Here is a 12,860-nt window from a genome sequence, read left to right as displayed (position 1 = left end):
AAAGATTTAATATGTTATTTAAATTGATTTTAGATCAAATGATTTGTGTCGTTTTATTTATATTTTAGGTCATAAAAAACGGAAGTATAATCCTAAAATACATGCACCTAATATGAAAATTATATTTTGTTAGTTTTTAAAGTTTTTAATAGCATTTATATGTCCATGTTCCTTATACTGATTTCCTTACTTACATAATATATTCTTCTGTCATCTGATTCATCGGCTACAATGACATAATCTCCATATTTCAACTCCTGACCATCGATGCTGACGACATTGAGCTTTATCGGATTTTTGTCTACTAAGAACTCGGCTGTGCCTATCTTCTGATCTTTTATATTAGATAACATTTTACCCGAACGCCCCAAAAAATCTATTTCTGCTTCTCCTTTATATCCCATCTCTTTGAAAAGTTTAACTAATGGATTGGTTGCTAATTTAGTAAAGAATAAGCCAATAATACCTATTGGTAATAATATAAGCAATGAAAATAGTCCCCAACCTGTAACATTGACCATGGATGTGGTGAACAACGTGATTATCCACATGAAGAATTTTAGCGTGGAGAGCAATAACATAAAAGGAACTTTCCCTACATTCATAAAGTTGAGAAACTTCATAAATACACTTGGCTCGGGATGTACATCTATGTTTGAGTCTGTGTCAATATCTATGTTTTTGCCTATGTCAGAATCAATATCAGTATCTATGTCTACATCTGTATCGATATCTGTGTCGAAGTCAAAATCAAGGTCAATATCGAGCGCATCAACACCAACACCACTGATAAAGGCAAAGAGCCAATATAGAGCAGTCACTCCAACTATTACCGTCATAATAGCATTTGGAAGAGGATGCATTAAGTTGTATAAGAAATCAGTCATAGCATTTAAAATCAAAAGTAATTATTTTCTTTATCAGTACAAGTGTCTTTCGGTAATAAATAAAGCGAACCGATATGTCAAGTTTGACAAGTGACAATAACCTTTCTGTTTATGACATATCGGCGCCTGATTCACTAACTTATAACATTCCTAGTTGTTTTTTTATTTCGTCCAGATCTTGGTTGACCTTGCCAGTATCATCGCCTATTGCTTTGTCTATTTCATCGTCGACAGAAGTCTTCTTGTTGGCTATATCGCCATAGGCTTGAGCAAGAGCTTCCTCTTCTTCTACTTTTTCTTTCATCCTTTCGAGCATACTGATGGTGCTATTGCTGTCAATTTGAGCCATCTGTTTGTTGACTTCTTTCGTTGCACGGCTAACTTTAACTCTCGATTTGAGTGTTTTTAATTCATTCTCCCATTTTGTGATGTTGAATCGGAGAATGTCTATGTTCTTTTGAATTTCGTCAGCCGAATTTTCGTGTATCAATTGTTGCTCACCTAAAGCGTTTACTTCCACTAATAAGTTTTCTTTCAGAGCCAAAGCTTCTTTAGCCAATCGTTCTGTCTGATCTAGTTCTAGTTCTCCCTTTTGAGCTTTGGTCATTAGTAGTATTGCCTTATTTTGATAATCCTCGGCACTCGTTTGTTTCTTGGTTTTATCGTTTTTTGTGCGTATTGCTAATGCTTTTATTTGAGCCAATGCTTCAAGAGCTTTGTCTAGATCTTCTCTCATTTCTCTGATCCCCTGTTCTGTCATACGGATAGGGTCTTCCATTTTGTCCACTGCAGAATGTATTTCTGCCTGTCCGATTCTTAAAAGTCTTTTGAAAATGTTCATAGCTTCTATTTTTTAGAAAATTCAATAATTTGTTCGTAATATTCGCTTAATAATAAGCCTAAAGAGTTTAATGCACCTTCAAATTCATTTATATCCAAATGTTCAATTTGCATTGTGTATCTGAAAATGACTTTCTTTCCAGCTTCGTCCAATACAAAAGCTCCATGTACAATATCTCTGTTCTTTTTTAATAGGGCTTTGTAAATCTCTTTATCATCGCTTTTGAGTTCAAAGATAAATTGCTCCATAATTAGGATAGGAGGTGCTACGCCAATAATCAAGTTCTTTATTCCGTCTGATTCGTTTTCGATAAGGAATATGCCCTGTTGTTCGTTTTGATACGAAACCGAGTAGCCAAGCTTCGTGATGAATGATTCGATCTTTTTGAAATACATAGGCTATATAGTTTAAAGTTGTTTGTTAGTGTTGCAGCATGATTTTAAATCTAAAGTTTGTTTTTCAAGAAATAAAATCTTAAGTTTGCTAATATTTTTAGCTAAGGTAGTTGAATAACTTTACAATGCAAATATTTTTAGCAATAAAATGACGCAAATAGGAAAAAATATTAAAAAAATAAGAAATGTAATGGGGTTGAGCCAACAAGCCTTTGCTGATCTGTTTGAGCTTACTAGAGGCAATATTTCGTCATATGAAGAAGGAAGAGCTGATCCTCGAATTGAGGTGATAATTAGGATTGCTAATTATTTTAGCATTCCGTTGTCCGATCTGATTCAAAAAGACCTTTCTGTTAACGAATTACTACATTATAATGCTGGGTTAGTTCTTGAAACGGAACGGTTGAAAGTCGGTCAGCAGTTACTTAAGATTCCTTACATACCTATATTATATATAGATGATTATATCAGACAATATTCAGATGAAGAATTTATCGCAAGACTTCCTCAGATAATTGTGCCAACAAATTCGAAATTCAAACAATTAGCATTCGAAGTTGAAAATCCGGATGCTTTACCTGCCGAATATAATTATCATTCGGGAGATATTTTGATAATGGAAAACGTTGTTAAGGAAAATATCCATCGAATAAGTAATAAGCTAGGCATAATGATAGATGGAAAAGAAATTAAAGCAGGTATGTATAAAGAAAAAGAAGATAATATAACATTAGCGCTAAATGAATGGGTTGAATATCCTTTTAATATAAACTCACTGGCTCAATATTGGGTATTAAGGGCTGTTTATTCCCAAATTGTGTAAGATATCCATATAAAAAACAGACAGATTGTGAGAATACAATCTGTCTGTTTTTTTCGTATTATTATTTTCTTAGTGCCTGCTGTAGTCTGGAGCTTTTACTTATATTATCAGAAGAGAAAATACCTTTTCGTTTATACCTTATATCTTCTACTAGATAGAATATATTGTTATCAAACTCGGCAATTACATCTATTGCTTGGTTTAGAGACTTTCTGTCTATAACTATTTCAACAATATGCACCTGAGAAATAGCTCCTTCTCCACGAATAAAAGTAGCACCTATATCTTTTTTGTTCAGTAGTTTTATAAGTTCTGAAACCTCTTCCTGAGTATATGCACGGATTAATTGATAGCCGAAAGCTATTTTATTCTCAACTAATATTCCCACATAGTTACCTGCCGCATATCCTGCCGCATATGATAAATAGGCAATTATACTATTGGCATGAGAGAAAATTTGTGAAATAATGACAACCCAGATAAATACTTCGAAGAATCCAACGATAGGAGCCTTGTAGCGTTCCCCTTTTGAGACAAATATAATGCGTAATGTTCCTAAAGTGACATCGCAAATACGACCGAAAAATATCATTATAGGTAATAGCCAAGGATAGGTTTCTAGAAATGAAAACATAATATAATTGTTTAAATTGAATTTATTTTTTGTTTTTACTTATACGGGTCACTATGTTTCTTATAAAGATAAGAAATAAGATTGAGCTAATTAAGGACAAGAAATCTATTTTATAGAATTTGATAAATAGTGTTAAAATTTCAACATTTTAGTAAAAGTGTTATTTCTTATGTTAAAAAAACAACTAAAATCTTTTGCGCTGTGTTTTAAATTGTTATATTTACTATCAGACATATATGTAATATGTTTTGTGTGATTTTGTTTAAGATTTCTCTTGACAAAATAAATGTTCCTATAACTCTCTCATTTGCCCAGACTATTCTTGTGTTATAAACTTTAATAATAAACGATATGATAACGCGTGATATCAGAATCAATGCTAATGCTATTTGGAACCTCCTTTCAGAAAAAGGGAGTATTACTATTAGAGAAATAAGTGAGTTGACTAACTTTAAAGAGTCTTTAATCCTTTTGGCTCTAGGTTGGCTGTCCAGAGAAAATAAGATTACTTTTTCGGACAGAGATGGAGTATTAGAGGTTTCTTTAAAATCGGTTCTAACAGACATATATTATTAAATGTAATAAATTACGATGATGTTAGTGCTTGATGAATATTTTAACCTTTCGAAGGTGTGAAAAGCAGGGTTTTATACTAAACTCTGCTTTTTATTTTTGATTAAATTTGAGAATAATAATGTAAATTTGAGAAAGCTAAGGATTTGGTTTATGGAATGGAATAATAATATTGTTGGTCGGCTGAAATGGTCGGATTCTATTGTTAATAGAAGCGAGAAAGAGAGTGTAGCTAAACAGATTGCAGCTAAAGTGAAAGATGGTGATGTAATAGGTGTCGGCTCTGGATCGACTGTTTATGTAACATTATTTGCTATTGCTGATAAGATAAAGGCTGAGTACTTAACAATAGAAGTCATTCCTTCATCAATGGAAATATCGTTGGCTTGTATTCAGCTAGGTATACCACAAACATCACTATTAAATAAAAAGCCTGATTGGACCTTTGATGGGGCAGATGAGGTGGATAAGGAATGTAATTTGATAAAGGGTAGAGGAGGGGCGCTGTTTAAGGAGAAATTATTGATTCGTAATAGTGCTGAAACCTATATCCTTGTTGATAGCTCAAAATATGTGAATCGCCTAGGTGAAAAATTTCCTGTACCAGTTGAGGTATTTCCTTCAGCTCTGTCTTATGTAGAAAATGAGTTGAGTATTTTGGGAGCTGAAAATGTAGAGTTAAGGATGGCAAAAGGAAAAGATGGTCCTGTTTTTACTGAAAATGGTAATTTACTACTTGATGCTCGTTTTCTTAGAATAGATAATAATTTGGAAGAAAGAATAAAGGCAATTACTGGAGTTATAGAAAGTGGATTGTTTATAGGATATAATGTACAGGTAATTTCTTAGATTAGAAGTGTACTTGGATAAAGACAAAGGCGAGATATAAATAATATATCTCGCCTTTATTTTGTTATTTTAATCTGTTAATAAGCACTTTCGAATTGATCAAGGAAACGTATATCGTTTTCAGAGAACATTCTCAAGTCTTTAACTCTATATTTTAGGTTGGTAATACGTTCTATTCCCATTCCCAGAGCATATCCCGTATAAACTTTACTGTCTATGCCACAATTTTCTAAGACATTAGGATCAACCATTCCACATCCAAGAATTTCTACCCATCCTGTATGTTTACAGAAAGGGCAACCCTTGCCACCACAAATGTTGCAAGAGATATCCATTTCGGCACTAGGCTCAGTAAAAGGGAAATAAGAAGGACGTAGACGTATTTTTGTTTCTGCACCAAAAAGCTCTTTAGCTACAAACAATAAAGCTTGTTTTAAGTCGGCAAAGGATACGTTTTTGTCAATATACAAAGCTTCTACTTGGTGGAAGAAACAGTGTGCACGATACGAAATTGCCTCGTTACGATATACGCGTCCAGGACATATAATGCGTATTGGTGGCTCTTGTTTTTCCATTACTCTGGTTTGTACCGAAGAAGTATGTGTACGTAAAACAATTTCGGGACTGCGAGCAATGAAAAATGTATCTTGCATATCGCGAGCCGGATGGTCTTCTGCAAAGTTCAGGGAAGAGAAAACATGCCAATCGTCTTCGATCTCAGGACCTTCAGCAATTGAAAATCCTAAACGACGGAATATATCGCAGATTTCTTTTCTGACAATAGATATCGGATGACGAGTTCCTAAAACAATAGGAGCTGCAGTACGAGTTAGGTCGATACTTTGATCTCCTTCTTGAGAATTTTCAAGAGACTCCTTCAATAGGTTGATTTGGTTTTGAGCTTTTTCTTTCAGTTCATTCAGTTTCATACCTACTTCTCTCTTCTGATCAGCAGCTACATTTCTGAAATCGTTCATTAGTGTCGAAATCTCACCTTTTTTACTTAGGTACTTTATACGTAAAGCTTCAATGTCTTCAACTTTACTCGCTTTTAAGTTTTCTATTTCAGACAAAAGTCCGTTTATCTTGTCTATCATATGTTAATTCCTAAAATTTCTACGAAACAGATACAAAAGTACACTTTTCTTTCTTTATTCACGATTTTATCCTAATATTTTCCTTTTCACTCCTAAATCTTTTAATCAGGGTGAAAATAAAAAAAGCAATTATTTGAAGGTGCTAAAATATGCTGAATTATTGTTGGTTGTTGACAAATATAGCAAACAGAGCAAGTAGAATTAATCCTACTATAATAGCTATTGCTATCTTGATTGCACTATAAGGCCGATCTCCGGTTACGCGGCCTGTTCTTCCATTTACGAAAAAATGATATAGCTTGTTTCTATATGTATAGGAAGACATATATACAGGCAATAGAATGAGCTTGAATTTTATATCACTAAATTTTGTGCTTTTAGAGTTTACACGTTGATCATCTCCTCCTATCTGACTTCGGATAGCTTGATGTATCTCAGATTCCATTTGTTGTTTTGCATACTGGAACCCATCGGTCATATTCAGAACATATTTTTCTGTAATAAATCCGCTCAAGAAGCGATTGTCTGTTTCAACCATGTTCATCGTGTCCCAATTGTGAATTTTATTCATAACTGGAGAGGATATCATTTTAGAAGCGGGAACCATAACATCGTCGAAGAATAAAGATACATGACCACTGCAATATGACCATCTTGTTTTAACTATGGTTTGTCTATTCTTGCCACTACCTACGGTGACCGTATAATTATCTCCCCGTTGTCCTTTATAGTCAGTATTTGTCTGAGCATCATAAGTCCAACACGGAATATATATACCTTGCAGTTTGTTGGAATATGTGGCTTGTTTTCTTAATTTATTGGGAGCAAACCATAAGCTTTTTAGCCAAGTAGACATATGGTTTTGAGTATCACTTTCCTTTACTTTGAAAGGTAATAGGTAGGATGGCTGTATTAGCCGCTCTTCGTGAACATCTGCTTCAATGAGAGGTGTGGTGCAATACGGACATGTAACAGATTTTAAGCTTTCGTCAAAAGTAGATTCAGCTCCACACTTTCTACAACCAATCACTTTGGTTGCTTTGGTGTTGAGCTTCTCAAAACTCAGGGAATATTCTTCAAAATCCAACTCTTCTACTATATCAACTACTTTGGCTTCTATAGGAGTATCAGTGCCACAATAGTCGCAATGAAGAAAAGTTGTTCCCGGTTTGTATTTTAAAGCAGCGCCACAATTCATGCACTGATATGTGTCGCTGCTTAATGGTATGTTATTTTCTGTATTATCCGACATTATCTTATTATAGCTTTGGTAGTGGTGGAGGTGTTTCGCTCCACAAGCCATTTAGATCAGCTTGATTACCTGCAATTACCCACTCTGATAAACCTTGTTTCCAGACTAATGTTTCTTTTGTCAAGATTCCTTTAGAAACAAGCTCTGTTAAAGAATCTTTATTGAAAGGTCCAGCTTGTTTGCCGTCTACAGCAACATAATATGACAAGGCTCCGGGTATTGGGGGAGGGGTGGCTTGAGTATTATTTTGACTACCTTGATTTTGAGCTTGATTAGCCATTGCCTGAGTCATTTGATTAGCCATTGCCATACCGGCTCCAAGTCCGATTCCCATTCCTGCTGTTCCTGATGGATTTTCAGCGGCAGCCTCCATAGCTTTAGCTGTTTTCAGCTTAGTCAATTTATCTAAATCTATTTTGTCTAGGCGGCTAAGTTCAAATATCTCTTTCTTGACTTCGTCAGGCATGGATACATTCTCTATCAGGAATTTTGTAACCTCCATACCATAAGCAGCAAAATCATCTTTCATGTAGCCAAATATAGCTTCCGAAAGCTCATTCAGATTGGCCGCATATGATTCTACTGGTAAATGAGATTCTCCGGTAGCATCTGTAAATCTGGTAACAATTATACTCTTTAGCTGTTCCTGTATATGTTCGGTCGTAAAAGTCTGATTTGTACCAACAATCTCTTTTATAAAAGTGTCGGCAGCAGTTACTTTAAATGAATAAATACCAAAAGCACGAATTTCGACCATGCCAAAGCGGTTGTCATTCAGTATAATTGCATTTTTTGTTCCCCACTTCTGATCGATAAAGTTTTTTGTACTGACAAAATATACTTCAGCTTTAAACGGACTGTTAAAACCATATTTCCATCCTTGTAGTGTACTCAAGATAGGAAGATTCTGTGTACTTAAGGTATAAGTTCCCGGTGTGAACATATCCGCTATCTGTCCTTCGTTAACAAAGACAGCCATTTGTCCTTCACGAACAATCAGTTTAGCTTTGTTCTTTATCTGATTATTGTATCTTTCGAAACGATATACTATTGTATCTTGGGTATTATCCAGAAATTCAATAATATCTATTAATTCACCTCTTAGTTTATCAAAAAGCCCCATAATTTATTAGTCTTTTGAGTTAATATTATTTCTCCAAATATACTTATTTTTTTATTTCCTCAATCGGAGATATCTTACAAATGTATTATTTATGCTTTCTAATCGTTTTTATGAATTAGAGTCAATAAAAGATGTTTATTCATTTTTTGAATAGACATAATTAATTGTATTTTTGAAAGAATATCAGAAAAACACAATTAAAATATTATACAAATTCATCTTTTTTATGAAAAACAAGAAACTTGTAACTTTTGTTTTTAGTTTACTTTTTTGCAGTTCTTGCATATTGGTAACAAAAGCGCAAAGTGTGGATAATATCAATTACATGAATAATAGGCATCCCCTGGTTCGTAAGCCTTATATGGAATTGCCTCTAGGGGCAATAAAAGCAGATGGCTGGCTTTTAGAAATGCTGGAGCGCCAGAAGAGTGGAGCTACCGGGCATATGGATTCCTTGTATCCGCATGTAATGGGTGAACGAAATGGTTGGCTAGGTGGCGACGGTGATCAGTGGGAGAGAGGTCCTTACTGGATTGATGGTCTTTTGCCGCTTGCTTATATTTTGGATGATAAAGAACTAAAAGACAAAGTGCAACCTTGGATAGAGTGGGCTTTGAATAGTCAGAAAAGTAATGGCTATTTTGGTCCTGATACCGATTATCCTCATGAGGATGGTTTACAACGAAATAATTCTGCAGACTGGTGGCCTCGTATGGTGGTTTTAAAGATATTACAGCAATACTATTCTGCGACGGGTGATATTCGAGTTCTGGCATTTATGCAGAGTTATTTTAAATACCAATTAGAGACTTTACCAACAATACCTTTAGATAATTGGACTTTTTGGTCAAATTACAGAGTTTGTGATAATCTTCAGGTAGTACAATGGCTTTATAATATAACAGGAAATCCTTCTTTGCTTGAACTTGGGGAATTACTACATAAGCAAGGTCATGATTTTACACATATGTTTTTACATACAAATGATATGTGTCGTTTGAACAGTATACATTGTGTGAATTTAGCTCAAGGGTTGAAGGAACCCATAATCTATTATCAACAAAGTGGAGATTCGAAATATTTAGAGGCTTTGAAAAAAGGTTTTTCTGATATCAGGTATTTTAATGGTCAGGCTCAAGGAATGTATGGAGCAGATGAGGGGTTACATGGTAATAATCCGACTCAGGGGGTAGAACTTTGTTCTGTTGTCGAATTAATGTATTCTTTAGAAAATATTGCGGCTATAACGGGAGATATGTCTTATGTCGATCATCTTGAAAAAATTGCTTTCAATGCTTTGCCTACTCAGGTTACTGATGATTTTATGTATAAGCAGTATTTTCAGCAAGCAAATCAAGTAATGATTTCTCGTCATTCCCGTAACTTTTATGAAGACTCACATCATGGACAGACTGATAATATATATGGAACATTGAGCGGATTCCCTTGTTGTTTTTCAAATATGCATCAAGGTTGGCCTAAGTTTACTCAAAATTTATGGTACGCAACTCCGGACGGTGGTCTTGCCGCTTTGGTTTATTCTCCGTCAGAAGTGACAGCAAAAGTAGCTAATGGTACTGAAGTAAAGATAAAGGAGGATACATATTATCCGATGGACAATAAAGTTAAGTTTACAGTAAATATAGTAGATAAAAAGACTAAGTATGCTTATTTTCCTCTTCATCTGAGAATTCCGAGCTGGACAAAGGCTGCTGTAATAAAAATAAACGGAACTGAGTATAAAACCGCAGATGGAAATAAAGTAGAAATAATCAATCGGGAATGGAAGAGCGGAGATTATGTAGAACTGGAAATGCCAATGGAGATAAAGGTAGATGATAGCTGGCATGAAAAGTCAATGACAGTAGAGCGAGGTCCTCTTGTATATGCTTTGAAGATTGGCGAAGATTGGCAGAAAAAAGAATTTGACGGAGCCGAAAGAAAGAGATTTGGAGAGGTTTATTGGGAAGTTCATCCTACTACTAAATGGAACTATGGTATAGTTAATTTTGATAAGAACAAGGCTAATGACAATTTCTCTGTAGTGATTGATGAAGGTAAAATGAAGTCTTCTTATCCTTGGAATATCGAAAATGCGCCTATTGAATTGAAGGTTAAAGCGAAGGAAATTCCAACTTGGAGCCTTTATAATGAAATGGCAGGACCAATGCCTTTCTCTGTAAGTGGATCGGGAGTAGAACCGGTTGAGGAAATAACTTTAATTCCTTATGGATGTACAACGTTGAGAATATCTCAATTTCCTGTTGTAAAATAATTAGGGGTATTTTTGAAAATAAAAAGGGTCGCTAAATTTAGCGACCCTTTTTATTTATATATTATTGTCTTATTTGCTAACAGCAGTAAATACAACTACACGATTCCATTGAGGAGTTGGGAATAATTGTATAGTATCGCCAGCAGCTTTAGTAGTAATACGATTTGGAGAAATATTGTATTTGTCGATTAATACTTTAGCTACAGCCTCTGCACGTTGCTCAGAAATTCTTTGATTAACGGTTGCACTTCCTGTAGTGTTATCAGCATAACCTGTTACAATAACATTTACATTAGGGTTGTCGATAAGGAAACGAGCTGCATTGTAAATGTTGATATCTTGATTTTGCTCTAGTTTAGCGCTACCAATACGGAACACTACAACAGCATTCATTACTTCTTCAGCTTTTTGTTCAACCTTAGTTTCTTGAATGATAACTTCAGGCTCTGGTTTGTTAGCCAAATCTTGTCTCAATTTGTTAATTTCAGCTTCTTTTCTGTCTAGAGCTGCTTTGTGATCATTAATTTGTTTGTTTAGTGCATCTATTTGAGACGGGTCTAAAGCATCTACAGTTTTGAAACCTCCTTTAGATAATTGGAATGTCACTCCTAGAAGAGCATTCAAAGTTCCATCATAGCTTTTTCCTTCTCTACGACCATTAAAGTCATCACGTAAAAGGTTTCCAACAACTTCAAGGTTGATACTGGCCATGTCGCTTAGACGGAAATCAGCTTGTAGTCCTACACGAGGAACAATCATGTTTGTTGTTGTCAGACCATTTTTAGTGTCTTTAAATCCATGTAAGTAACCTAGTCCGGCTATTCCTGTCAGTGTAAATAGTCTTTCTGGTTCGTAAGGCATAAAGAAATTAGTAAAGTTGAATAATCCGTCAACATTTGTTTGCAGGTATTTTACCTTAAAAGTTCCTTTTCCTGGTAGTAAACTATAATCTTGATAATAGTTCTTAGATTCCCATCCACTAAGTTGCAAACGTCCACCGATTGCAGGAGTAAAATATTTACCAATAGATAAAGCTGCGTGAGGAGATACAAGATCGCCAAATGAAGCATCTCTATGGTTTTCACTAAATGTATATGATGCACCTGCCTGTAGTTGGATGAACCAATTGTCAGTAAATTTAGTCGGAGTAAAAGCTTTTTCTTGAGCGAATGTTGAAGTAGAAACTAAAGCAATCGCAGCAAGGCCTAAAATTGTTTTTTTCATTTTGTTCATAAATTAAGTTTGTCGTTTTATTGTTAGTTTTCATCTGTTAAAACAGATAAATGAACAACATTGTTCACACATCTGTTTATTTTATATAATGTTTCTGGTGCGAAGATACACTTAACTTTTTTATACTGAACAAAATTTGTCATATCTTTTATTTTAACTAAATAATCAAATTGGATGTAATATTTATTACACCTTTTCAGATTCTTTAACCTTAAATTTGTATATTAATGACCAAACTCAATATTATTGAGAGTAGAAGCATTTAATTTATTAGCTAATAATATGAAGAAATTTTTAAGAATTATTCCACATCAATTTGTATTCCCTTTATTTTTGGTAGGAGGAATATTGGTGGGACTTGGTGTATATGCTGCATATATGTCAAGGGTACATTCTTATCTATCCGACAGTCCTGAAGCTTGTATTAACTGCCATATCATGACTCCTTACTATGCTTCGTGGCAACACAGTTCCCATGCACAATGGGCAACCTGTAACGACTGTCATGTTCCTCAAACGAGTATTGTGGAAGGATATGCATTTAAAGCGATGGATGGATTGTATCATGCTGCAGTATTTACAGTAAAAGGAGAGCCTCAGGCAATCAGACCCAGAGATGCCAGTTATGAAGTTATAATGAATAATTGTATTCGTTGCCATGAGCATCTCAATACAGCTGTTGTGGAAACAGGAATGGTCTCTTACTGCGAGGTAAAGGAAGGTAAAGGTAAAGCATGTTGGGATTGTCATCAGGAAGTACCTCATACAAAAGTGAGTAATATATCAGGAGCACCTAATGCATATGCTCCACTTCCGGAGTCTCCGGTACCAGCTTGGTTAAAAGATAAAATGAAGAAAAACAACTAAAATATTGAAGA

At 34.7% G+C, this 12,860-nt stretch carries 12 protein-coding genes and 1 pseudogene; 5 read left to right on the top strand and 8 right to left on the bottom strand.

Annotation, left to right across the window (positions count from 1 at the left end):
* Positions 1-155: 155 nt before the first annotated feature.
* From DHU68_RS07360 to DHU68_RS07350, 3 genes are all read right to left on the bottom strand, one after another.
* A complete protein-coding gene (locus DHU68_RS07360; RefSeq protein WP_108822332.1) occupies positions 156-887 on the bottom strand; it encodes an OB-fold-containig protein in 732 nt (243 codons plus the stop codon).
* 139 nt (positions 888-1,026) lie between these two features.
* Positions 1,027-1,728: a PspA/IM30 family protein gene (locus tag DHU68_RS07355; protein ID WP_108822331.1), complete on the bottom strand. Its 702-nt coding sequence runs from the start codon at positions 1,726-1,728 to the stop codon at positions 1,027-1,029.
* A 5-nt stretch (positions 1,729-1,733) separates the two neighbouring features.
* Positions 1,734-2,123, bottom strand: coding sequence for a YbjN domain-containing protein (locus DHU68_RS07350; protein WP_108822330.1), 390 nt, complete (start codon positions 2,121-2,123; stop codon positions 1,734-1,736).
* 148 nt (positions 2,124-2,271) lie between these two features.
* Between DHU68_RS07350 and DHU68_RS07345 the strand changes: the two genes are divergently transcribed.
* Entirely contained in the window at positions 2,272-2,946 is a 675-nt protein-coding gene (locus DHU68_RS07345) for a helix-turn-helix domain-containing protein (protein WP_108822329.1), read from the top strand.
* 61 nt (positions 2,947-3,007) lie between these two features.
* Here the strand turns inward: DHU68_RS07345 and DHU68_RS07340 are convergent, their stop codons facing one another.
* Positions 3,008-3,580, bottom strand: coding sequence for a DUF2179 domain-containing protein (locus DHU68_RS07340; protein WP_108822328.1), 573 nt, complete (start codon positions 3,578-3,580; stop codon positions 3,008-3,010).
* 351 nt (positions 3,581-3,931) lie between these two features.
* Here DHU68_RS07340 and DHU68_RS07335 point away from each other — a divergent pair, with 351 nt between their 5' ends.
* The gene (locus DHU68_RS07335; protein WP_108822327.1) at positions 3,932-4,156 is read left to right on the top strand and encodes a winged helix-turn-helix domain-containing protein; all 225 of its coding nucleotides are present in this window, start codon (positions 3,932-3,934) and stop codon (positions 4,154-4,156) included.
* Between the two features lie 150 nt (positions 4,157-4,306).
* A complete protein-coding gene (gene rpiA, locus DHU68_RS07330; protein ID WP_108822326.1) occupies positions 4,307-5,002 on the top strand; it encodes a ribose 5-phosphate isomerase A in 696 nt (231 codons plus the stop codon).
* Positions 5,003-5,079: 77 nt separating this feature from the next.
* On the opposite strand, the gene pheS is transcribed toward rpiA, so the two are convergent.
* The 3 genes from pheS to DHU68_RS07315 form a co-directional block, all read right to left on the bottom strand.
* Positions 5,080-6,099, bottom strand: coding sequence for a phenylalanine--tRNA ligase subunit alpha (pheS, locus tag DHU68_RS07325; RefSeq protein WP_108822325.1), 1,020 nt, complete (start codon positions 6,097-6,099; stop codon positions 5,080-5,082).
* Between the two features lie 157 nt (positions 6,100-6,256).
* Complete coding sequence (locus DHU68_RS07320; protein ID WP_108822324.1) at positions 6,257-7,351, bottom strand: hypothetical protein; 1,095 nt, start codon at positions 7,349-7,351, stop codon at positions 6,257-6,259.
* A 7-nt stretch (positions 7,352-7,358) separates the two neighbouring features.
* Positions 7,359-8,474, bottom strand: coding sequence for an SPFH domain-containing protein (locus DHU68_RS07315; RefSeq protein WP_108822323.1), 1,116 nt, complete (start codon positions 8,472-8,474; stop codon positions 7,359-7,361).
* 226 nt (positions 8,475-8,700) lie between these two features.
* On the opposite strand from DHU68_RS07315, the pseudogene DHU68_RS07310 reads away from it, so the two are divergent.
* Positions 8,701-10,236, top strand: a pseudogene (locus DHU68_RS07310) (beta-L-arabinofuranosidase domain-containing protein); the annotation flags it as partial.
* 582 nt (positions 10,237-10,818) lie between these two features.
* Here the strand turns inward: DHU68_RS07310 and DHU68_RS07305 are convergent.
* Entirely contained in the window at positions 10,819-11,973 is a 1,155-nt protein-coding gene (locus DHU68_RS07305) for an OmpA family protein (protein WP_108822549.1), read from the bottom strand.
* Between the two features lie 291 nt (positions 11,974-12,264).
* Between DHU68_RS07305 and nrfH the strand changes: the two genes are divergently transcribed.
* Positions 12,265-12,849 (top strand): cytochrome c nitrite reductase small subunit, encoded by a 585-nt coding sequence (nrfH, locus tag DHU68_RS07300; protein WP_108822548.1) that lies wholly within the window; start codon positions 12,265-12,267, stop codon positions 12,847-12,849.
* Positions 12,850-12,860: the final 11 nt, after the last annotated feature.

The organism is Dysgonomonas sp. Marseille-P4361 (genome assembly GCF_900343125.1).
Lineage (GTDB): Bacteria > Bacteroidota > Bacteroidia > Bacteroidales > Dysgonomonadaceae > Dysgonomonas.
The sequence above is the reverse complement of the archived record's forward strand: the minus strand, read 5'-3'. Positions and strand labels throughout refer to the sequence as shown.

Bases quoted from the DNA above. Each gene is read 5' to 3' on its own strand.
- DHU68_RS07360 (WP_108822332.1), bottom strand. From the start codon at position 887: ATGACTGATTTCTTATACAACTTAATGCATCCTCTTCCAAATGCTATT.
- DHU68_RS07305 (WP_108822549.1), bottom strand. From the start codon at position 11,973: ATGAAAAAAACAATTTTAGGCCTTGCTGCGATTGCTTTAGTTTCTACT.
- pheS (WP_108822325.1), bottom strand. From the start codon at position 6,099: ATGATAGACAAGATAAACGGACTTTTGTCTGAAATAGAAAACTTAAAA.
- DHU68_RS07350 (WP_108822330.1), bottom strand. From the start codon at position 2,123: ATGTATTTCAAAAAGATCGAATCATTCATCACGAAGCTTGGCTACTCG.
- DHU68_RS07340 (WP_108822328.1), bottom strand. From the start codon at position 3,580: ATGTTTTCATTTCTAGAAACCTATCCTTGGCTATTACCTATAATGATA.
- DHU68_RS07345 (WP_108822329.1), top strand. From the start codon at position 2,272: ATGACGCAAATAGGAAAAAATATTAAAAAAATAAGAAATGTAATGGGG.
- DHU68_RS07335 (WP_108822327.1), top strand. From the start codon at position 3,932: ATGATAACGCGTGATATCAGAATCAATGCTAATGCTATTTGGAACCTC.
- DHU68_RS07355 (WP_108822331.1), bottom strand. From the start codon at position 1,728: ATGAACATTTTCAAAAGACTTTTAAGAATCGGACAGGCAGAAATACAT.
- DHU68_RS07315 (WP_108822323.1), bottom strand. From the start codon at position 8,474: ATGGGGCTTTTTGATAAACTAAGAGGTGAATTAATAGATATTATTGAA.
- DHU68_RS07320 (WP_108822324.1), bottom strand. From the start codon at position 7,351: ATGTCGGATAATACAGAAAATAACATACCATTAAGCAGCGACACATAT.
- rpiA (WP_108822326.1), top strand. From the start codon at position 4,307: ATGGAATGGAATAATAATATTGTTGGTCGGCTGAAATGGTCGGATTCT.
- nrfH (WP_108822548.1), top strand. From the start codon at position 12,265: ATGAAGAAATTTTTAAGAATTATTCCACATCAATTTGTATTCCCTTTA.